The sequence below is a fragment of the Spirosoma profusum genome, from assembly GCF_014699005.1.
In the GTDB taxonomy this organism is placed as follows: Bacteria; Bacteroidota; Bacteroidia; order Cytophagales; family Spirosomataceae; genus Spirosoma; species Spirosoma profusum.
Map to the genome: position 1 here is coordinate 75,749 of NZ_JACWZY010000029.1, position 21,746 is coordinate 97,494.

General features: G+C 47.9%; 16 protein-coding genes. 4 read left to right on the plus strand and 12 right to left on the minus strand.

The window, feature by feature from the left end:
- Positions 1-2: 2 nt before the first annotated feature.
- The 10 genes from IC229_RS26585 to IC229_RS26630 all read right to left on the minus strand — a co-directional run bounded on the left by IC229_RS26585 (position 3) and on the right by IC229_RS26630 (position 15,863).
- Positions 3-3,230, minus strand: coding sequence for a SusC/RagA family TonB-linked outer membrane protein (locus IC229_RS26585; RefSeq protein ID WP_190890652.1), 3,228 nt, complete (start codon positions 3,228-3,230; stop codon positions 3-5).
- Positions 3,231-3,319: 89 nt separating this feature from the next.
- Positions 3,320-5,098: a sensor histidine kinase gene (locus IC229_RS26590; protein WP_190890654.1), complete on the minus strand. Its 1,779-nt coding sequence runs from the start codon at positions 5,096-5,098 to the stop codon at positions 3,320-3,322.
- 31 nt (positions 5,099-5,129) lie between these two features.
- Positions 5,130-5,771, minus strand: a complete 642-nt coding sequence (locus IC229_RS26595; RefSeq protein WP_190890656.1) for a response regulator transcription factor — start codon at positions 5,769-5,771, stop codon at positions 5,130-5,132.
- Positions 5,772-6,125: 354 nt separating this feature from the next.
- On the minus strand, positions 6,126-7,934 hold the full coding sequence (locus IC229_RS26600; RefSeq protein ID WP_190890657.1) for a glycoside hydrolase family 9 protein: 1,809 nt from the start codon (positions 7,932-7,934) through the stop codon (positions 6,126-6,128).
- Positions 7,935-8,030: 96 nt separating this feature from the next.
- Positions 8,031-8,360, minus strand: a complete 330-nt coding sequence (locus IC229_RS26605; RefSeq protein ID WP_190890659.1) for a hypothetical protein — start codon at positions 8,358-8,360, stop codon at positions 8,031-8,033.
- 79 nt (positions 8,361-8,439) lie between these two features.
- Positions 8,440-11,610, minus strand: coding sequence for a PD-(D/E)XK nuclease family protein (locus tag IC229_RS26610; protein ID WP_190890661.1), 3,171 nt, complete (start codon positions 11,608-11,610; stop codon positions 8,440-8,442).
- A 166-nt stretch (positions 11,611-11,776) separates the two neighbouring features.
- Positions 11,777-12,505 (minus strand): NADPH-dependent F420 reductase, encoded by a 729-nt coding sequence (locus IC229_RS26615; RefSeq protein ID WP_317171643.1) that lies wholly within the window; start codon positions 12,503-12,505, stop codon positions 11,777-11,779.
- Between the two features lie 55 nt (positions 12,506-12,560).
- A complete protein-coding gene (locus tag IC229_RS26620) occupies positions 12,561-13,043 on the minus strand; it encodes a Crp/Fnr family transcriptional regulator (RefSeq protein ID WP_262893410.1) in 483 nt (160 codons plus the stop codon).
- A 110-nt stretch (positions 13,044-13,153) separates the two neighbouring features.
- Positions 13,154-14,899 (minus strand): GEVED domain-containing protein, encoded by a 1,746-nt coding sequence (locus tag IC229_RS26625; RefSeq protein WP_190890666.1) that lies wholly within the window; start codon positions 14,897-14,899, stop codon positions 13,154-13,156.
- Positions 14,900-15,011: 112 nt separating this feature from the next.
- On the minus strand, positions 15,012-15,863 hold the full coding sequence (locus IC229_RS26630; protein WP_190890667.1) for a CvfB family protein: 852 nt from the start codon (positions 15,861-15,863) through the stop codon (positions 15,012-15,014).
- A 180-nt stretch (positions 15,864-16,043) separates the two neighbouring features.
- Between IC229_RS26630 and IC229_RS26635 the strand changes: the two genes are divergently transcribed.
- The 4 genes from IC229_RS26635 to IC229_RS26650 all read left to right on the plus strand — a co-directional run bounded on the left by IC229_RS26635 (position 16,044) and on the right by IC229_RS26650 (position 20,101).
- On the plus strand, positions 16,044-17,069 hold the full coding sequence (locus tag IC229_RS26635; RefSeq protein WP_190890669.1) for a sensor histidine kinase: 1,026 nt from the start codon (positions 16,044-16,046) through the stop codon (positions 17,067-17,069).
- A 251-nt stretch (positions 17,070-17,320) separates the two neighbouring features.
- Complete coding sequence (locus IC229_RS26640; RefSeq protein WP_394355988.1) at positions 17,321-18,052, plus strand: MlaE family ABC transporter permease; 732 nt, start codon at positions 17,321-17,323, stop codon at positions 18,050-18,052.
- A 23-nt stretch (positions 18,053-18,075) separates the two neighbouring features.
- The gene (locus tag IC229_RS26645) at positions 18,076-18,861 is read left to right on the plus strand and encodes an ABC transporter ATP-binding protein (protein WP_190890672.1); all 786 of its coding nucleotides are present in this window, start codon (positions 18,076-18,078) and stop codon (positions 18,859-18,861) included.
- Positions 18,862-19,066: 205 nt separating this feature from the next.
- Positions 19,067-20,101 carry an MlaD family protein gene (locus IC229_RS26650; RefSeq protein WP_190890674.1) on the plus strand — a complete coding sequence of 345 codons (1,035 nt, stop codon included), beginning with the start codon at positions 19,067-19,069 and terminating at the stop codon, positions 20,099-20,101.
- A 31-nt stretch (positions 20,102-20,132) separates the two neighbouring features.
- Here IC229_RS26650 and IC229_RS26655 read toward each other — a convergent pair whose 3' ends face one another.
- Both IC229_RS26655 and IC229_RS26660 read right to left on the minus strand, forming a co-directional pair.
- Positions 20,133-20,783, minus strand: a complete 651-nt coding sequence (locus IC229_RS26655; protein ID WP_190890676.1) for an START domain-containing protein — start codon at positions 20,781-20,783, stop codon at positions 20,133-20,135.
- Positions 20,784-21,086: 303 nt separating this feature from the next.
- The gene (locus IC229_RS26660; protein ID WP_190890677.1) at positions 21,087-21,728 is read right to left on the minus strand and encodes a gluconate 2-dehydrogenase subunit 3 family protein; all 642 of its coding nucleotides are present in this window, start codon (positions 21,726-21,728) and stop codon (positions 21,087-21,089) included.
- Positions 21,729-21,746 lie beyond the last annotated feature (18 nt).

Genomic DNA, 21,746 nt, shown 5'->3' on the forward strand with positions numbered 1-21,746 from the left:
TTTTAGAATTGCAGATTCGCGCCTACGGTGAACGTACGGGGGTTCGGGTAGTGGCCCGTGTCGACGTTCATCAGTTTGATGCTGTTGTTGAACGCACCGATTTCAGGATCGTAGCCCGAGTACTTGGTGAAGGTTTTCAGATTCTGAATCGAGCCGTAGATACGCAGATTCTGAATCTTCACTCTGTTCAGCAACGTTTTCGGAAGCCGGTAGCCCAACGTAATATTCTGAATGCGAGCGTAAGACGCATCTTCTACGTAGCGATCCGACATGGCCGTGTTGTTCTTGTTGGTATTCGTGAACCGGGGCAGCGCACCGTCTGTATTTGATTCCGTATACCGATCGGTTACCGTTTTCATCTGGTTGGTATAAGCGTTGTTCAGCCCTTCCAACTGCCAGCGCAGGAAGTTAAACGCTTTGCCTCCCTGACTGCCTTGCAGGAAAATCGACAAATCCAGATCGCCGTAATTCAACGTATTGGTGAAGCCCCAGGTGAATTTTGGTAGCGGGCTGCCCAGGTACGTGTAATCCTGCGCGTCGATTTTCTTATCGCCATTGATGTCCTTGAAGCGTATATCGCCCAGCCAGGTTTCGGTCTGATTCACCTTGTAGCCAAACTGCGGTAAACTAGCGTCCAGTTCTGCCTGTGTGCGGAACAACCCATCCGTGACCAATCCCCAGAACGAACCAACGGGCCGACCCGGTGTCGTGTGCGTAACGAGGTAGTTGTTGTAATAGACTTTACCATCCAGCGCCGAAGCTGCGCTAGCCGCCCGATCGTAGCTGTTGGTGAACTGCGTGAATACGACGTTGGTCTTCCAGCTGAAATTTCCTTTTTTGATATTGGTCGTTGTCAGACCAATATCGATACCCGTATTGGTCATCTGACCGGCGTTACCCAGCGGTGCTTTTAGGTCGTCCCACTGGTCGCCCACACCAATCAGGTTCGGCCCCGTCAGGAAGATGATCATGTCGGACGTCACTTTCTTGTACACGTCAATCGTCGCGTCGATACGTCCGTTCAGGAAGCCCAGGTCAATCCCGGCGTTGGTCGTTTTCACCGATTCCCACTTCAAATTCGGGTTCGGAATCCCGTTGATCATGTTCGACGAACCGAATCCTACCGGCCCGGAGAAGAACTGTACCGCACCAACATAGGCTGGATTCGGAGCACCACCGGGGAAGTTCTGGTTACCTACCAATCCGTAGCCAACCCGCAGTTTCGCGTAATTCAGTACGTTCGAAACAGATCCTTTCATGAACTTCTCATTAGAGATCGTCCAGCCCGCCGACACACCGGGGAAATAACCCCAACGGTTATTAGGCCCGAAGTTCGACGAACCATCCGCCCGGAAACTAGCCGACAATGAATAGCGATCGTCGTAGGTGTAGTTGGCGCGCGCAAAGTACGATTCCATCGCCCACTGGCCTTTTCCACCGCTCAAGCCCCAGGTCGTCTGGTCGGCGCTTCCTGTATTGAGATCGAAAATGTTGGCCTGCAAATCCACTTTCGTACCCGAAATCGACTGATAATACGAGTTCTGCACTTGGTGGCCGACCGTCGCCTGGAAACCGTGTTTTTGCAGGTTTTTGGTATAGGCCAGGTAATTCGTCAGCGACCAATAGTAGCTATCAGAGCGCGAATCAATCAGTTTGCTGCGGAACGACGTACCACCCACGTTACCAGCTTTCTGGTACGCAATGTTGTTGTCCTGACCCAGCGAATACGACAATTCGTTACGTAGCGACAGGTCTTTGGTTAATTGCAGTTCGGCGTATAAACTCCCGAATACGTTGTTCGACGTTTTGGTATTGCCCCGGAATTGGCTGTTTCCGACCAGGTTGGCGTTATTGTATTGAACGCCACCAACCGTCTGTCCACCACCCCACGTACCATCAAGGTTTTTCACCGGAACCAGCGGGCTGGTCGACGCGCCCCACCAGATGGTTCCTTCGGCAGCGTCGGCCAATGATACGTTCTGGATGCTACGTGATACGTTGGCGCTCAGCCCTACTTTGACCCAGTTTTTTAGTTGGGTGTCGAGGCTAAACCGGCTGGCGTACCGCTTGAAATCCGATCCCAGCAGAATACCCTTATTGTCGAAATAATTCAGGGAGAGGTAATACGTCGTTTTGTCTTTCCCGCCCGAAAAGCTCAGTTGGTGGTTGTTGATTTTCCCGTGCTGGAACATGGCTTCCTGCCAGTCGGTACCCGTACCCAGCAAATCCGGGTTTTTAAACTCGTCGGCCACCGGATTTCCGATAATGGGCAGGACTTGGTTCTGATACCGGGCAAAATCCTGAAGATTCATCAGGTCCAGCCGTCGGGCCACTTCCTGAACGCCCGTATACATCTCGTAATTGATCTTGCCTTCGCCCTGCTTGCCTTTCTTGGTGGTGACCAGAATCACCCCGTTAGCCGCCTGCGAACCGTAAATGGCCTGCGCCGATGCATCTTTCAGTACGTCGATACTCTCAATATCATTGGGATTCAGCATGGCCATAACACTGTTTCCGGTTTGTCCATCGCCCCCGCCCAGACCGGCATAACCCGTACTGCTGGACGTATTGCCCCGTACAAATGGCACGCCGTCAATTACAAACAGCGGGTCGTTGCTGTTGATCGACGTAACGCCACGCACCTGCACCGATACGCCACCGCCGGGCTGACCGCCGTTGCTGGTAACGGTTACCCCAGCCGCTTTGCCCTGTAAAAGCTGGTCGATACCAGCCGCCGGAAGATCTTTCAGGTCAGCCGCTTTGACGGTGGTAATCGAGGACGTAACGTCGGAACGCTTGGCCGTACCGTAACCGATGACAACTACTTCATCAAGTGATTGATCACCCGTCTGTAACGTAATGTTCAACGTAGTACGGGTGCCAATTTCCACTTCCTGCGTCTTCATTCCGATAAACGAGATGACCAGCACTTTCGACCCGGTCGGCATATTGAGCGTGAACCCGCCATTTACGTCAGTTGTGGTACCGAGCGTCGTTCCTTTTATCGAGACAGTCGCACCGGGAAGCGTATTTCCTTTTTCGTCGGATACGGTCCCTTTGACCGGCCCTTTCGTATCCGACACTGCATTGGCAGCGGTTTTAGCCGCTTTGACGGTTGCCAATGCAGGCGGATTTTTGCCCATAGCTGCATTGGTTATGGCTCGCTCCTGCGCATGGACACTTATCCAACTGCTCAGGAGGAAAGCCCCCGAAAGCACATGTTTGATCATATACAATAGAAATTAATTGTGAACTTAGGAAATAGGGTTACTAGGCTAGTTTGTGTATACGCTCCTGATTAGCGCTCGAAATGCGTTTATTAAGCGATGACTGTAGTTGTTTTGATGAGTTTCTGCATCGGCAGCGAAATCATGACCGATGTACCTTTCCCTACTTCGCTCTGCCACATCACCTGGCCCCCGAGGTAGGAAATCCGTGATTTGATGTTGGCAAGTCCGTTGCCATTTGTGGGTTCTTCCGAAAAATTACCGCCCTGTCCGTCATCATCAACGCTGATCAACGCAGTCTCGTCGTTGGTCATGATTTGCACCGTAATGGTCTGGGCGTGGGCATGTTTAAGGGCGTTATTCAACAATTCCTGAATCACCCGGAACACCATTGCCGAGGCTTCTTCACCCAAGGGTGGCAATTCGCCGTAATGCTCCAGCACCAGCGTTGTTTCGTTAACCAGGTTTAATTTCTGTACTAAATCTTCTAAGGCTGGAATCAGTCCGAACGTCGATAGTGCATAGGGTCGAAGATCATTTGAAATCAGTCGCGTTTCGGTGCAGGCTTCGTCCAGGAACTGGTTTAGTGGCTCTTTTACCGACAGCGGTAATTGCTCCTGATGCGCTTCCACAAACAACTTAATGCGCGAGAGCTGAATACCCAGTCCGTCGTGTAAATCACGCGCAATCCGGCTCCGCTCACCCTCCTGCCCTTCAATCATGGCACGTAATGACTTTAGCTCCAACTGACGAATTTGCTGCTGGGCAATGACGGCCTGCTGGCGGGCAATCAATTTTTGCTGACGGCGTAAGAACACCAAAGCTGCTACGCCCGCAATGCTGATTAACAGCACACCCACCAGTACCGAATTCAGAAAACGCTGCCCTTGACTTTGCTCCTCAGCCAATTGTTTTTCAACCGCCAGCGTCTTGATCTGACTATCCAGCTCCTGCAACCGGATGCTTTTGGTTTGTTCGGATTCGTAAAACTGATTCGCAAAGTCAAGCGTCTTTAGCGATGATTCATAGGCGTTTTTGTAATCACCCATATGGGAATAGGCATCGGCGGAATGCTTTGACAATTCCCGCAGCATGGCTACGTTTTTTTCTGCTTCGGCCAGTCTGTAACTTCGCTGATACGCGTCAATGGCCTTTTTTGACTGATTGCCAAATTGATCGACAATACCCTGATAGAAATGATTCAGGCTAATCAACCAATTGACGTTCAGACGCTTCGCTATGGTTAAGCTTCGACTAACGAAATACTGGGCTGAGTCTGGATTTTTAAACCGTAAGTACGTATTAGCTAGTAAATTCAGCGCATACGCCTGCGAAAACTCCTGTTTATTTTGTTCACTCATCCGTTCTGTTTCGCGCAAATCTGTCAGCAAATTAGCCGGTATAGGATTTTTCTGCTGAGCAATATTCGCCAGAGCCAGTCGGCACTCAATCACTTTGGGCATATTATGCGTTCGCTCAAAAAACTGGCGTGCTTTGTTGAGGTACTTCTCCGCCGACGGCTGCATGAGGTAATCATGTAAGTAGTAATCACCGATCGCCAGCTGTGCGTTGTAATATCCCGCCGAATCACCATCCAGACTGTAATATTTCAAGCTGTTGAAATACGAATCCAGCGTGTATTTGTTGTAGCCGTATAGTTTATGATAGAGTCCGCCTAGCTGCTCATACGTTTTAGCCGCAGGGACATATCTATTATGTACCACCAATTGTCTGATTTCTTTTTTAAGACTATCAATGCCCGGTGTCTGCGCTACGGTGCTTACCGACTGGAACAAAACAGACAATACTACGAGCAAGGTAGCTCGTAAGCCTGTTTTTTTCACCAGAAAGAACGTAGTATATGGAAGCATATAACGAGATAGTCCGTAAAGCAAGATACTGTTAATCAATGTATTGCATTTCCATGGCCGTTTTAATCAGTAATGCCGTGTTTGGTACGCTGAATTTCATGAGCAAACTGCTCCGGTGAAACTCAACGGCTTTGGCACTGACGAACAGTTGCGTAGCCATTTGCTGGGTCGTTAATCCCTGCGCCATGAGCATCAGTACTTCCGATTCGCGAGGTGTGAGATTCGGCTTAAATCCAACTGCCGATTTCTTCGCCTTCGGCCCATCGTGCAGCAAAATCGACGTAATGATCTCATTGAAGTAAGGTTTTCCCTGATACACCGTCTGAATTGCCTGCAACAACTCGGTTTTGGTGGTATTTTTCAACAAATAGCCTTTGGCCCCTTTTTTTACAATCCGCTTGATCAGGCTGGCATCATCGTGCATAGTCAGGGCCACTACGTTCGTGTTTGGGTATGTGCGCGTGATGTACTCACACAGTCCAAGGCCGTCATCAATATGCGGAAACGAAATGTCCAGCAACACGACATCGATTCGCGTATGTGCTAGTTCTTCTACTACCGATGATACGCTGTAGCACCGCTGTGCTACTTCGATCTCCGGAGAGCCGGAAATCAGCGATTCAATGCCTTCAACAAAGACATTATGGTCATCAGCTATTAATACTCGTATCATGAATTACTTGGTTGACAATGGACTCTGTCAACAAAAACTAGTTAATGTTCTAGTTTAATTTAACCGTTCAAGTATAAAGTTGAACAATTTAGATAAATAGAACTTTGTTTAGCAAAATTAGGATTAAGTACACGGCTTAGGGAATAGTGAAAACCCGATTTCGTATAAATTTAGGGGAAACCCTAGGAAAGGCTCTTTCTTACTGCACTATTCACAACACCACGTAACGATCAATTTAGCCTGTTTACTGCTCACCTATTAAAGTAATATAATGATTTTTAGGAGGTGTTTTGGTAAAGCTAATCCTAATTAAAATCATCGTTTTTACTTTATCACGAAGTTGTAGAATACAACTTATTTTCGGCTCTGATCTTTGGTTACCCGAGTTTGTAAAGCTTCCAGTGCGGTGGCTAGATATACTAATGGAGCATTCCAGTTAATGGCAATCTCATTGGAGGCATACGAACAGTCGGCATCTAAAAAAACTTCGTCGGCGGCCGTGGATGTATAGCCCGCGCACTTATCCTGTCGGGACGCGTTCGCGTTGGTCCCCCCCGACAGCAAACCTGGAACCGGTGCTTCAATGCCGTCAGCAACGGACGGACGGTGGTGGGGATGCAGCGGAGTTTTGCTACCAAATCCCGTTACAAATGAATAGCCGACCGCGTTACGTCCCAGCAGATAATCTAAGTTGCCGAGCGCTGCGTCGAAGTAGCGTCGGTTGTTGGTGAGCCGGTACGCATGAAGCAACGCGATGCCCTGGTTAGCGGCCACGGCACTACTTCCCCAAATAAAATCTTTCGCCGATTTACCCATAACCGTTCCAAATGCCTGTTGTTCAATACCGGCAAGCAGCGAATCGGCCTGAGCCAGCAAATGTTTTTTCACCGTGAGCAGATCTTTCTGACCGCGTGACGTTAGTTTATCAGCGAAACGAGCCATTGAGTAGTAGGCCAGCGTTCGGACCTGCGGCCACGATGGTAACGGGGTTTTGGCATCGGGGAAGAGATTAACGGCTGTGTAATACGTATCATCGTTCGTGGTCAGATACAGTTCGGCAGCCGCCCATATCCACTCATCGCTCGCATCGCGGTCGCCATAGGTACCGGTGCTTACATCGGGATCGAACTGTCGATTCATGGCATCCTGATTGTACAACGTAGTGGGATTTTGTTTGGCCCACCTCCAGGCACGCTCAGCCGCCTTCACACACGTATCAGCCAGGCCCGGCAACTCGCGGTTGTACCCGCGAAACACCCGACCTGCCTGCGCCATAACCGCAGCAAAATCGAGGGCGGCCGTTACGCTTTTTTGCACAACGTAGCGGTCGGGTTTCGCTTTGTCGGGCATCACCATTCCATCGAACTTCGGATTGGTCAGTTTGTGGTATACGCCCCCATCAGCGGGATCCTGCATGGAGAGCATCCAGCGGAGGTTCCAGAGCGATTCGTCAAGAAGGTCAGGTAGCCGGTTATTACTTTCGGGAATATTCGTGGTCAGCGTTTTGCAATAGTCGGGGAAGTCTTCATACAGCGAGAGCAGCGTCCCCATCGTAATGCCCGAATTGACGATGTATTTGTTGTAATCGCCTGCGTCGTACCAGCCCAATGGTGATGCGATGGTACTACCTGCCGGACGAGTTGCCGAAGCCGCCGAAGGATGAATTAGCACCTGTTTATCAGGGTGGCCAGCTGGTCGCGCCCACTGTCCAGCGTAACGGGCGGGCAGTTCAGTAGCGGTACGTTGATAATAAAATCCTTTCAATGAACCCGCAGCCAGATCACGGTAAACAGCCGGGCGAATCTGAAACGGATACGATTGGCCCAAACCGGGAACCACCACAACGAACGTACCGGTTTGTTTAAAGTCCGAAAAATCAGCTATCAACGTAGTTTTTCCTGAGATAGCGTTCCGGCGCGGCCCACTTAGCGTTCCCGTAAAAAGTATCGTTTTTCCATTCGGGCTTGTCAGTTGAAAAGATTGCCCTGCCGTACTGCTACCTGTTTCATTAACCACTACGGCTATTTTAGGCGCGTTGGGATAAAAACCGAGCTGATTTAGACGGATGGATGTTTCAGATAGCCGTTGCGCATTGGCAAGATGAATAATCAGGAGCCAACCGGCAAGCAAACTGAAACGCAGTTTGGATAATAAATTAATCATACTGTATGCTACGTTGAGGTGTCCGATTTAGCGGCACACTGAATTTGCCGCTTTTTCCTAAACTGTTCAGTGGTAAGACTACTACGACTTTTATAATTATAGATCGAGTATCCAACGGCTTACTTCGCTGAGTGTCCCTGAAAATGAACTTGTGTACGTAGTTGCTGTGGCTTGATCTATAGCGGGCTGTAAAATAAGCCTGGCAGAAGTACGCCCAGGATATCTGGCAAGTTCCATTTCTACCGTTACGTCGTCCAGCCATTTTACGGTGAAAGCAGACCAGGGGTCGCCCTTCAGTGAGAAAAGCGTTACGTCGTCGCTTAGTCTAATTAGGTAAGGTTGGGCGACCCAATGACTCATCTTTATCTCATAACTGCTTAAAGTAATTTTATAGCTTTGGTTTGGTGAATAGATATCTTCGTTCATGGATGGTTTCTATCTATAAAATGAATCGAGTGCAGGGCATTTTGTACCCTACTAGCATTAAATAAAACAGCAAAGCCTTTTACCGTCCACAAATACCCTTGAAATCACAGTATTGGCATAGTTCAATCTGGTCTGTTTTGCGAAACGGGAGTTCAGGATCGAGCAATTGACGTATCAATTCCTGTAACAATTCCTCCGAATGGCGAATGTATTGTTCGGGGTCATCATTGTCATCGAACCGAACGGGATTCGATTTGAAACCGCCATTTACATCGCGAAATGAGTAAAAACCTGCTTCTACCGGAAGTCCAGCCGTTGGAAAAATGTTCCGTTTTGATTTGTCACGAGGTAATCCGCCAAACTCGCTGATATTTTTTAACGTCAGATAACGATAGAGCCATAACTGGCGCATTTTACTATAAACATCACCCCCATCACTAAGTAGTTTTGGAGCCAGGTCAGCGGGTGTTTTTTCAGGCAAACTAACCTTGCCTGTTTTGTAATCGACAATTCGGATTTGCCCACCATATCGTTCGATGCGGTCCACTTTCCCTGCGATACGTACCCGAACCGACCCACCACCAGCCACAGGCACATTCAGAAATGCTTCAAGTGTTTGTTCTGTTCCGATTACGGTCAGGCCCTCCAACCGGTTTTGCTGCCGCTGAAAATCAAGCATGAGTTTCTGCGCCAGCTCGTACAGAAGTAAATTCATGCCCGATTCAATAACCCGTCCTTTCATGGTCTGGGCAAATTCCTCATTGAGCAGGTTGCGGATTATGGATTCGTCGATGGGTAACTCCTTGAGCCGGTATTCGAGGTCGAGCCGTTCCATAACTTTGTGCAGCCAGCTTCCGAACTCGGCTGCACCCATTTTTTCCTCAATATCCTCTTCCTCACCGATGTTCACAATCCGGCTGAAATAAAAACGCATGGAGCAACTGACAAATTGATTCAGGTAGGACGGATAAAGCCCTCGCGTGGTCAACAAGTCAATGAGTCGTTTTTGAATGCTTTCAGTTTTCGGGACGCTCAGTTCGGTCAGGGGCTTGATTTTATCAGCACCCGAATTTCCGAAACGAACGGTAGGCTTTGTTAACGTAATAGGAACATCTTTCACTAACTCAGCTTCAGCAAACTTACCCTTCTCTTTCAGTTTTTCTTTGAGCCATTTGGAATGCTCTTTCGCCTTATTGACCAATTCATGTTCTATCTGGCGGATAAAACGGCTGGGTTCGCCTTTGCTATTTCCATAGGCATCTGTAGCTGTGGTATACAGTAACACAACCTCATTTGCCCGCTGGAGCAGTCGATAGAAATGATACGCCATCACAGCTTCCTGTTCGCGGTACGTTGGCAGCTTTATTTCGGTCGCTATATCAAATGGAATCAGCGAATTAAGTTTTTTTGCCTGCGGCAGAATGCCTTCATTGACCGACAAAACAATAACCCGCTCGAAGTCGAGTGCCCGCGTCTCGAGCATCCCCATAATCTGCAACTGACTTTTGCCTTCGCTCGTAAACGGAATACTCGTCTGACGTATCAGTTCATACAAAAATTGTCGCAGACTACGTACTGTAACCTGAGCATGGGGCAGAGGGCTCGGGGCGGAGGATTGTGGTTCACTGTTGTTCACCCCATGCCCCATGCCCTTACCCCTATGCTCGTGCCCCCGTATCAGCGTCGACTCCAGTTGCTTGAGCAGGGTAAAAAACAGGTAGAGGTATTCGATTTCAATGGCATCCTGACTGGTGCGGTACACATCGCGCAGGAGCTCAATGAGGTCATAGAACGCCTGAATTGCCTGCATTGGCTCTTCATTGGACCATCGGGTAAACAACGTTCGAATGAGCGGGTCATTTTGTCCCAATTCCCAGAGTTCGTTCTCGCTCAGGTATACACGCTGTTGCTGCACAATGTCTTTCGCAATCCACTGAAACAAAGGTTCTGGCGGTAATACGACACCTTCATTGGTACGTTCGCCCGGCCACATGAGACCTTTGATACGTTCATATTGCTTCAAAAACGGGTGATTCAGCAGCTTCACTACGTGCCTATGGTGAAACTTCGGCACCCGTACATCACGCCCGTCTTTCGCCCGAAATTCGTGCACGGTACGTTGCATTTCGAACAACGTATCGACCAGCGTAAACAATAGCGACGAACGTAACGAAAGACCCATCGTTACGTTCAGATCCGTTACGTTCTCGTCCAGCGCATACAGCACCGGCACCAGCAACGTTTCATCGGCGAGCACGATGGCGGTTTTTTTAGTCGATGGTCGATAGTCACTAGTGGCTAGCGGTTGAAAGTTTGCTGAAGACTGATGACTATCGATTATCGACTGGCGCTGCCATTCACTGTAAATTTTACCTGCAACTTTCGCCTGCATGCTGGCGTTCGGAACACCCACAATACGTATGTTTTTTTCGATACGTAGCAGGTTGTTCGAAAGTTGATCGAATTTATTCTTTCCTTCCAGTTTAGCAGAAAACCAGCCATAATCGCGGTAACGACGCATAAATTCACCGGCCTCCTGTCCCTTATCCTGAACGTAGTACTGGTCGGCATCCCAGATAAGTTCTGCTTTTTGGGCATCGACCAACACACGGATTATGTGTTCTTCGGCTCGGCTCAGGGCGTTGAAACCGACAAAATAAATACGTTCGTAGGCCCAGTTATCGCGAATCTGCGTATCTACGTTCTGGGCCAGAAGCCGATACGCCAGTCCGCGATAGGCTAACCCCTGTTCTGCTAACCGCCGATGCAGGGTGTTGTAGGCCGTATGCAGATTTTCGAAAAGTTTGAAATAACGAGCGGTGCCCGGCGTTTCGGTGATCGGTTTCGGCGAAGTTACCTGCCAACGTTCAAGGGCTTTGGCCGCGGTTAGGTAACTGAACAATTCACCGGGATCGATGAGGTATTGATCAATCCGATCAAAATCAGCGACTAAGACCGAAGCCCAGCCAATAAATTGTTCAAATTCGACGGCTGGGTCAATTTCCTTAAACACCTCATATAACTCAAACAGCAGGCTAACAGAATCGATTAGCTGCACACCAGCTGCCTGGGTAATGAAATCATCGACAGCCAGCGCGTGCGGAGCCAGAAAAGGGCGATCAGAAAGGGCAGCCAGCTCATCCAGAAACACAGATACCGCCCGTCGGGTCGGTAAAATGACCCAGACATCGCGCAGGCTGGGACCGTGTGTCTCGAAAATACGTTGAGCCGTTTGCTGAAGAAAAGTCATTAGGCGGCAGGCACAATATAAATAGTAAAGATAACCTATATTCTGGCCTTTTATGCGAATAGGTTAAATTCTATGTGTAAATGATATGCTTTTTTCATGGCTATTCAAATTGACATTTCCGAGATATCGTTTCGCGATATCTCGGAAATTGATTCAATTATGTCCTTCAGGCAATTACTACGTCCTGCACTTCCTGAGCGGTTACTGTTCTTCCCAAGGCGCCAAATTCATGTAATTCACCGAATACCTCGAGCCGAATAGACTGATCCAGGCCGCCTACACGTAGTGGTTCAAAACCAGCATCCACAATTAATTTCTCTACGTCTGAATCAATACGTTGGTCGTCGGTGGCATAAAATAGAACCACCTGATCGGGTGTTTGGCCAGCCGCATTCGCTAGTGAAGCAGCGCCTAACGTACCAAATGCTTTGGCCAGCGTTGCTCCTTTCGGAAGTAAGGACGCATTGATTTCACCAGCGGATTCGGTTTCGCCAATTATTTTATCAAAACCTCCTTTATCGTTAGGAGCAATCGGATTGGAAGGGTCAATAATGATTTTGCCTTCTAGCTGAGAAGCATATTGAGTCAGAAACTCCTTAATGGAAGCGAACCAGATCGCTAAAATGATAATGTCAGCTTCCTGAAGAGCTACTTCAATTGCCATCGGTTGCGCCAGACTATCTAAGTTTTGAGCCAGACTTTCAGCTTTTGACAAATCGCGGGCCGCCAGAATAACCGGCCGACTTCCTTTGGTTAAATTCGTAGCCAGAACCTGGCCGATATTCCCTAAGCCAACAATGGCGACTTTTAATTCTGATGTATTTGACATGGTCTGATGATGTTTAATTGACCATGCAAAGGTCCGGCGAATGAACGATGGGAGCCTATAAACTATCTTAAGAAATAGGCTTAAACTAGTTTAAGGTCGGACCGGCGCTCTGGTCGCGCTGTCAGGAAGCGATGTCTTTCCTGATTTTGCTCAGAAATTCAGGCGTAATGCCCAGATATGAGGCAATTTGGGTATTTGGAAGACGTAAAGCTAGATTGCGGTATTGTTCCAGAAAGGTCAGATAACGTTCCTGTGCCGTTGAGCTGATGGTTTGCAAAACCCGGTTCTGGAGTTCTACATATTTGTTTTCAATAATGACTTTGAAGATTCGGTCAAGCTTGGGTATGTTGGTGTAGAGGAAGTATAGATCCTCCTTATCGATTTGCAGAATAATGGAGGGTTCAATCGCTTCTATAAACAATTGACTGGGCCTGCCCGAATGAAAACTACCAATGTCGGCAATCCACTCATTTTCAGCCGCAAATTGAAGATTATGTTCGGTCCCTTTACTATCTATTTTGTACATGCGAAAGCAGCCTTCAACGACAAATGAATAGTGCCTGCAGGGAAAGCCCTCCTGCAGAATGGCCTGTCTCCGTTTCATTTGTCGGTGAGTTACTCTGTCATCCAGTAACTGTTTTTCGCTTTCATTTAAAGGAATATAACTCTCAAAGTGATCAATCAGTGGCTGTAGAGACATTTGGGGAAACGTATTTAATTCTCACTGATATAAATACTGCCGTTCTGGTTTAAAAGCGTTCCATGAAGGACTAACTTACGGCAGACAGCATTAGGCGTGGCCTCGGTTAGTGACACCGTATGTCCAGCATGAATTACTACGTCGCTTTGAGCGAGCGGCACCTGCCCGCATGACCAGGTAGCTGCGTCATTCCAGTTACCAGATCGAATACTCTCACAATTAGGCGCTGATAAGAGCAGTCCATAATCTTCTATTTCGCCGAAACCCTGATTAAGTTTACCCGGTATATTACAGGCAGTCGGAGGCACGTCTCCGTTATCGAAAATGACCCGCACATGCAGAATCCGACCGACTACGGCTGTCTGGGGAATAGTCACAGACTGAGTAAAGGTTAGTCGTTCAGATGGGCTATTGGTGGTGAAGGCCATGACCTGTTCCGTTGACTCATCAAAGGCGCCATCCGAGTTATAATCAATATATACCCGGCCAAACGTACCGTAGCCGGTAACACTCATGGACAAGGTTTGCCCTAACGTTGCTTTGGTTTGATAGGCACAGGTATAATCAGCATACCGACTACTGTAGAGACCTGCCTGACTATCAATTGTATTGAACTGGAACGTAGCGATACCATAAATTAGCGTCGATACAGCCGGTGGTGTGCTCAGCGCACACGCCACAGCAACCGGGGCTTCAGTTGGCGTTATTGGTTTATACATTTCCGATGCCCCTAAACTCTTGTAATCGTTCGCCAGGTAGTACCGCATCCGAGCTATCTGACCGGGTGTAAATCGATCCTGATTACAGCCGTACGACATCATATTATGTATCTGGGTTCCAAATGCCAGGCCTGTACACGAATTTGTAAGTTCCTCAACACCAGGATAACAAATAGTATCAGGGTCATGCATCCGAGTCGGTTGCGTATCCTCGACATAATCATTGTACGTATCGCCTGGGCATGTGTAGCTGTTACCCTGTTGAACCGAACCCTGATACGTATGATACAACTGTAAACTATGGCCGACTTCGTGAGCAGGCACGTAGTTATAGGGAGTTAAGACCTCAGGTGTAGGCGCCATCATATGGACGGGCCCTCCGTAAAAGGCAAAAGCTCCTCCGGGTACATAGTGATAGATATTGATGGTAAGTACACCACTACGCACCGAATTATCAATAAAGTCTGGTACCAGTGCTGCCAGTTGAGCCTGTATGGTATAGTTGATAAAGCCATTGGCTTCGTAACCTGGCACGCTGCGGCCATCTACCCGAACGATACCTGTTGTCGGATTACAGGCTTGTGTACGTTTGGCAAACTTGAATCGAATTTTACTGTCTTGTCCTCGATAACCATCCAGTCCAATGCCCGCATAGCGATCATTGATGAGATCCAGCATATATTGAACAGCAGAATCGGGTATGTTAGAGCCGGTTCCAACGGGTTCGCCTTTATGAAAAATGATAAAAACAACCGGAACGATATAGGTGGTCGTATCCTCTAGCGCTTCCTGTACCTGCTTTGCGTTTAGTGACCTGCCCTCCCCTGAAGAAATCAAACTGTTGGTCTTACCAAATGCCTGAGCGATTGAGTCATTTCCACAAATGAATTTCTTAGACTGTCCAAAGCAAACTAGTTGCGCAGCCAGATAAAACCCAACTACTAATGACCACTTTTTGAGGATTTCACTAACTGAGGAGTTACTTTTCCACGGTTTATTTGTACAGTTATCTTTTCTAAATATACGTAGTTGAGCGGTCATGTTAGGGCGGAAAAATTAGTCTGGAAAAACAACTAAAATTAGTTTGTATAGCGTAAAATAACTATACCCGGTTCGTATAGAAATCATGACTTCACCGAACACAGTTCGCGACTTACACCAATCGAATGCCGCTCTCTTCCAGCGTAATTTTTCGCTCTCTATACAACGTTCCAACGGCTTTCTTGAACGTCTTTTTACTCATTTCCAGTGCCTTGTAAATGGCTTCGGGTGGACTGTTGTCGGTTAGAGGCAGAAAGCCGTTTTCAGCTTTTAACGTAGCGAGAATACGCTGGGCGTTTGGTTCCACATTCTCGAAACCACTACGTTGCAGACTTACGTCCACTCTATTGTCGTCGCGAATGTTTTTGATGTATCCAATAAGCGGGTCGCCCGGACGTAGCGTCCGGAAAATCTCGTTGCTGTAAATCAGGCCTTTGTAACGATTATTGATAATGACGTTCATACCGAGATCAGTACGTTCATAGGCCAGTAGCTGTACTTCATCGCCAGTCTGTAAATTGCGTACATCAGGGTCAAGAAAGCGATTCAGTTTGCTGGAAGCCACCAGCCGATTCGTGCGTTCATCCAGATACATAAATACAACGTACCATTTTCCCACTTCCATTGGGTACGCCTGTTCGCGGTGGGGCACCAGCAAATCTTTTTCGAGGCCCCAATCCAGAAATGCGCCGGCGCTGGTCACCGCTACGACCTGTAAACTACTGAACTCATCTCGCTGAATAGCAGGCGTTAACGTAGTGGCAATAGGTCGATCTTCGGAATCGGTATAGACAAATACGTCGATGTCGTCGTCTACTTCCAACGTATCAGGAACGTACTTGTTGGGGAGCAGTACGTCGTTGTCGTAATCATCGGAGCGCCGGTCCGACAGGTCGCCGAGAAAAAATCCTACGCTGGTTTCACGTAGTGCGGTAAGGGTGTTAATTCGTCCAATTTCGATCATATAGTCGTAAAATCTCGCTCCGGTTGCCAACGCGAAATTAGGTATTTTCGGTCAGCATACCGGGTTTCTTAACAACAAGAGTAGGCAACGTAATGTAGTACGAAGCGATTTGGCAATCCATTGTCCAGACCATAGATTTAATGTAGCTTTGGCAATACGTTTCCGGTACGTTAATTGACCATGAAATTACCCGTCTATTCCCGGTACGACCATTTATTACAACTCATCGTACTCCCCTTATACATTGCCGTTCTCAACTGGCTCCTGATTCGGGAAGCGTATTGGGAAAGCTGGACTACGTTTGGGATAGCTACGGGTATTACGTTGATCGATGCGTTTTTCAACTGGTACATCAACAACGGCATCGCCTTGAAAGTGAACCAGATGCACCCTGACCCGCGTCAATACGTGGTTCGGGCGTTTCGGCGGTTTGCGGCCACCGGCATCAGCTCATCGCTGCACGTTATCGTGCTGTTTTTTATTTACTGGTTTATTCATTTATCGGGTTTCGAACCCAGTCTGTCGCGACTGGGACTGGCCGTGTTGTTTACGATTGTTATTGTGGCGGTGGTAGTCGTTACGTATGAGAGCATCGACAGTTTTGGTTATTGGCAGAAATCTCAACGAGAAGTCGATACGCTCACGAAAGCGCAGATGCAGGCTGAATTGAACGCGCTACGTCAGCAGGTAAATCCGCATTTTCTCTTCAACAGCCTGAATTCGCTCATTACGCTCATTGGTGAAAACCCTAAACTGGCTGAAACTTTTGCCGAAGAACTCAGTTCGGTATATCGCTACCTGCTACGTAGCAACGACAGCCCACTGACTCCGCTCGCTAACGAACTTGAATTTCTGCAATCGTATTATCACCTGCTGAAAACCCGTCATGGAGAAGCGCTTTCGCTGGTAACGACCATTTATCCTGGCTCCGAAACGAAGCAATTGCCACCCCTGACGCTTCAGTTACTGATCGAAAATGCGGTGAAACACAACATCATTTTGCCGGATCAACCCCTTACAATTAAGCTTAGCGCTACTGAAAATCAACTGATTGTCAGCAATAATCTTCAACGAAAAGCCAGTCGAACGCTTTCGACTGGAGTCGGCCTCAGCAATATTCTGAGTAAGTACCAGATGATGGGACAATCCGTTCCTGTCATTGAAGATGATGGTCGGGAATTTCGCGTTACGTTGCCACTGGTATAGGCCCGGACAGCCGGAGCCTGTCGAAGCCTTTTGCCACTAATCGTCAGATTTATGCGTACCTGATAGAAACTGATTTAGCTTAATTTTGGGCGGAATAAAACCCCTTTGCAGCCAAATCAGTTATTAACGTATAGCCACCCGGTAGGTGTCCGGTACTGGCTCAACCCGTATTAATGCCGCCTTCAACAACCAACTCTACCGAATCACCCCGAGGTCGTCGCGTATTGACCCGGTCGCTCGACCAGTTTTTTATGAACATGGCCGATGTGGCTGCTTTTGTCGGGCGTTTTTTCCGGGAAGCTTTCATGCCGCCCTATGAATTCAAGGAAATTGTCCGGCAGTGTTACGAAGTCGGCTACCGGTCTCTGCTGCTGATTTCAACGACAGGCTTCATTACCGGTATGGTATTTACCAATCAGTCGCGACCGTCGCTGGCGGAGTTTGGCGCTACGTCCTGGCTCCCCTCGCTGATTGCCATCGCCATTGTACGAGCCTTAGGGCCGCTTGTAACTGCACTGATTGCCGCCGGTAAAGTGGGCTCTAGTATCGGTGCTGAAATCGGCTCTATGAACGTAACGGAGCAAATCGATGCGATGGAGGTGTCGGGCACCGATCCGTTTAAGTTTCTGGTCGTCAGCCGTGTAATCGCTACGTCGTTTACCATTCCGCTCCTGACGATGTATACCGTGTTTGTGGCGCTGATGGGTGCTTACCTCAACGTGACTGTTAACGAGCAGACCAGCTTTACGTCCTATATCCAGGAAATTTTCGGCGCCATTACGTACCTGGACATTTTTTCGTCGGTACTGAAATCTATTGTTTTTGGTTTTACTATCGGCATGGTCGGCTGTTATAAAGGTTACCACTCATCGAAAGGAACGGAAGGCGTCGGAAAAGCGGCCAATGCATCGGTGGTGACGGCAATGTTTTTAGTGTTTATCGAAGAACTCATCGCGTTACAGATTGTCGGCGCTCTGCGCTGAAACAGGCAATCAGTTGATTATCCATGAAATCAAAAGAGACAAACGAAACCGTTATCAGCATCAAGGGGTTGCGTAAATCCTTTGGTGATTTGCACGTATTGCGGGGCGTCAATCTGGAGGTGAGTCGAAACGAAAACGTAGTGGTATTGGGCCGGTCGGGAACTGGAAAATCTGTACTGATCAAAATCATGGTTGGGCTACTTAAACCCGATGCCGGCAAGGTAATTGTGCTGGGGCATGACGTTGAACAGCTACGGGGTAAAGAACTCGACGAATTTCGGCAGAAAGTAGGTTTTTCGTTCCAGAGTAGTGCGCTTTACGACAGCATGAGTATCCGCGAAAACCTGGAATTTCCGCTGGTACGTAACATTAGAAACCTAAGTCGTGCCGAAATCAACAAAGCCGTTGAAAAAGCGTTGAGTGATGTGGGTTTGTCGCAGACTATCAACCAGATGCCTGCTGAATTGTCGGGAGGGCAGCGGAAACGTATCGGCATTGCCCGGACCCTGATTTTAAAGCCGGAAATTATGCTTTATGACGAACCTACCGCCGGTCTAGACCCTATCACCAGCATCGAAATTAACAACCTGATCAACGAAGTCCGAGAACGACTGGGTGCTACGTCGATCATCATTACCCACGATTTAACCTGCGCGAAATCGACCGGCGACCGCATTGCAATGTTACTGGATGGAAAATTTGAACGTATCGGTACGTTCGATGAGGTTTTTGCTGACCCTGACGAACGCATTCAGCAGTTTTACAATTACAACTTTACAGAACAAAAATCGGTGCCGCCCGTGCGGTAAAATGGTTAATGAATAATGGATCTATAGTCACGCGTTTTCCTGTAAAGCCTTATTCATTAACCATTTTACATTATTCATTAATACGTTATGTAAACTTTCGAGTTGCTGCTACGTTTAATGGATTGATTGACAACGTATCAGCATTTTTTGTGTCCGCACGCTGGCTACGTCGTTTCAATAGACAGCTACCGACCACCAATTAACTATGAATACCGAATCAACTAAACGTTCTGTTATCGTCGGCATTTTTGTTGTGCTGGCTCTTGTCATATTTCTAGCAGGTGTATTTGTACTTGGGGGGCAGCAAAAACGCTTCACCAGCAGCATCCGGGTAATCGCCCTTTTTAAAGATGTTGGCGGTTTGAAAGCGGGTAACAATGTCTGGTTTTCAGGTGTAAAAATTGGCACAGTGAAACGTATCAGCATCTACAGCAATGAGCAGGTAGAGGTGGATATGAACATTGAGGAAAGTTCAAAGCAATACATCCGCAATGATGCTACCGCTACTATTGGCTCTGACGGGTTAATTGGTAACAAAATCGTTGTGCTCACAGGTGGAACAAACAACCACCCTGAAATTGAAGACGGCGACAAGTTAAAAACAACCGAAGCCCTAAGTTCTGATCAAATTATGGCGACGCTTCAGGAAAACAACAATAACCTGCTACGTGTCACCAACGATTTCAAAGAGCTGGTAGGTAATCTTCGGCGTGGGAAAGGTACTGTGGGGGCCGTTTTGACAGATTCACTCGTGGCCATGAATTTCAAACGAGCCATGCAGAATCTGGAGAAAGCTTCTGAAAATACAACCCGGATAACCGGTTCGGTTTCGCAGTTTGCGGCTAAGCTGAACACGAAAGGAACATTAGCCAATGAACTCGTGACCGATACGACCATTTTCCACCGGTTAAGCCAGTCGGCCAATCAGTTTGCGGTTACCGCCAAATCGGCAGACAGAGCGGTCAATACGTTGAATCAGACGACGGACAACCTCCAGCGAGCTTCCGAAAAACTAAATAATACCAACAGTCCGTTGGGCGTATTGCTGACGGATCAGGAAACAGCCAATAACCTGCGTTCTACGTTACGTAACCTGAACCGGGGAACGGCGCTACTAAATGAAGATTTGAAAGCGGCTCAGAATAACTTTCTGCTACGTGGTTATTTCAAGAAACAATCGAAAGCAGAAGCCAAGCGCATCGCTGATAGTACGGCAGCAGCGAATAAGGTTAATCAATAACGATCATGGCTGGCACAGCGTTTAGCCGCTATTATTCAATCAAAAATTTAAACGTACGGCCCTGATATTGTGAAGCCTGTATCGTTTTCCTTAACTGTTTAAAGGACTCATAAGGGCCAGTGGCGGCTGTCAGATTGATAAGCCAGGGGGGCAGACTTCCGCCGGGATTTACTCGGCAATGATAATCGATTTTTAGCTCCTGGTTTGGCTGCGGTTGTACTTCCCAGACAGCTAACCAATCAACGACACGAACAGTTTGGGGCTGGGGAGGTACCTCATCGGCAACTTTATTAATCTGAATCCGCAACACGTGCGTACTCGGGTCCTGAGAAAACGTCAATCGAACGTTCATATCCCGATTCTCGACTGGCCATGGCAACGCCGTTTCAATATAATAATAGATCTCTGTCTCACTAACGCGACGTAACAGCCGGGAAGTTTTTGTCTTGTACATCAACTTGGGGTAATTCTCAATATCTGAAAGCATAGCTACCAGTGACGACAAAGTGCCCTGGAAGGTAGTTTGCACCCGTAACTCCTTCAGACGATTACCCAGTAAGTTCCGAGAATAAACGCGGATTCCATCCTTGTCTTTTTCAAGATTCCAGTCACCCGAAGTCTGCGAACAGCCAATCCTGTTTATTCCTACTAAAGCAACCATCAGCAATACGATTCGGCGCATTCATTTTACTTTTTAGTGTGACAATATTTTCCTTCAACCGTGAAAGCCACTACTCTACTGGACATTATTTATTACTCAGTCTGACTATGTATCCAGACTATATGATTTCACAAAACTCTCCCTACACAGGGCAGTTTCATGTGGTTGATAGCCGATGACGAATTTGGAGCGTTTCAGAGGAAGTACCTAACGTAGCACGGCCCCGAAAGAAGTTTCTTTCGGGGCCGTGCTACGTTAGGAGAGGTATGAAGTAGGTTGTATAAATTATAAATGGCTGGTCAACAGCATACATCATACATTTATTTACCCTTTATTCTGATTCAGTTCACGCTCCTCGTACGCAAGCCCGTACTGTTTCAGTACGTCGGCCGGAACGCCATCCCACTGATTTGGTACATTACCGACATAACCCAGGTCTTTAACGCCCATTTGGCTGGTATAAAAGCCCGAAGCAGTCATATTACGCATCATGCTGAAAAACGCTGCGCCCTGCGTCATATCGGGTTTGGCCTTACCTGGATACGCAATTTGTTCCACCAACTCAATCTGTTGCGCCTTGGTGCACAGAACGAATTGCTTACCATACCGTTTCACACACGTATTGTCGAGCCAGCGAATACCTCCACGCATGGGTGTCTGGTTTCGCGGCTGGTCTTTCATCATGAATTCGATGAACGCCGGTACGCCTGCCTGCGACGCACTACCTGATCGTTCGTCGGCTGGGATGATGATGTCTGATAATACCGTAACAGTCTGCAATTCATGGGGAGTAAAAAATTTCTCCGCGTGCAATTTGGCGTCTCGCTCGGCTTCAAACTTCTGCCGACCACCCGGAATTTTTAACGGTTTGGGCTCTGGTGGCTCGGGAACGGCGGCTTCAACGGGCGTTACGGCCAGGCCAAAACCGGTCAGGGAAAGGGCTTTTAAAGAATCTCTTCGTTTCATAGTTCGTAGAGGCTTCAC

What these genes read in the sequence shown, in the direction of transcription:
- IC229_RS26585 (WP_190890652.1), bottom strand. Translation starts at nt 3,230, where the DNA reads ATGATCAAACATGTGCTTTCGGGGGCTTTCCTCCTGAGCAGTTGGATA.
- IC229_RS26590 (WP_190890654.1), bottom strand. Translation starts at nt 5,098, where the DNA reads ATGCTTCCATATACTACGTTCTTTCTGGTGAAAAAAACAGGCTTACGA.
- IC229_RS26595 (WP_190890656.1), bottom strand. Translation starts at nt 5,771, where the DNA reads ATGATACGAGTATTAATAGCTGATGACCATAATGTCTTTGTTGAAGGC.
- IC229_RS26600 (WP_190890657.1), bottom strand. Translation starts at nt 7,934, where the DNA reads ATGATTAATTTATTATCCAAACTGCGTTTCAGTTTGCTTGCCGGTTGG.
- IC229_RS26605 (WP_190890659.1), bottom strand. Translation starts at nt 8,360, where the DNA reads ATGAACGAAGATATCTATTCACCAAACCAAAGCTATAAAATTACTTTA.
- IC229_RS26610 (WP_190890661.1), bottom strand. Translation starts at nt 11,610, where the DNA reads ATGACTTTTCTTCAGCAAACGGCTCAACGTATTTTCGAGACACACGGT.
- IC229_RS26620 (WP_262893410.1), bottom strand. Translation starts at nt 13,043, where the DNA reads ATGAAACGGAGACAGGCCATTCTGCAGGAGGGCTTTCCCTGCAGGCAC.
- IC229_RS26625 (WP_190890666.1), bottom strand. Translation starts at nt 14,899, where the DNA reads ATGACCGCTCAACTACGTATATTTAGAAAAGATAACTGTACAAATAAA.
- IC229_RS26630 (WP_190890667.1), bottom strand. Translation starts at nt 15,863, where the DNA reads ATGATCGAAATTGGACGAATTAACACCCTTACCGCACTACGTGAAACC.
- IC229_RS26635 (WP_190890669.1), top strand. Translation starts at nt 16,044, where the DNA reads ATGAAATTACCCGTCTATTCCCGGTACGACCATTTATTACAACTCATC.
- IC229_RS26640 (WP_394355988.1), top strand. Translation starts at nt 17,321, where the DNA reads ATGAACATGGCCGATGTGGCTGCTTTTGTCGGGCGTTTTTTCCGGGAA.
- IC229_RS26645 (WP_190890672.1), top strand. Translation starts at nt 18,076, where the DNA reads ATGAAATCAAAAGAGACAAACGAAACCGTTATCAGCATCAAGGGGTTG.
- IC229_RS26650 (WP_190890674.1), top strand. Translation starts at nt 19,067, where the DNA reads ATGAATACCGAATCAACTAAACGTTCTGTTATCGTCGGCATTTTTGTT.
- IC229_RS26655 (WP_190890676.1), bottom strand. Translation starts at nt 20,783, where the DNA reads ATGCGCCGAATCGTATTGCTGATGGTTGCTTTAGTAGGAATAAACAGG.
- IC229_RS26660 (WP_190890677.1), bottom strand. Translation starts at nt 21,728, where the DNA reads ATGAAACGAAGAGATTCTTTAAAAGCCCTTTCCCTGACCGGTTTTGGC.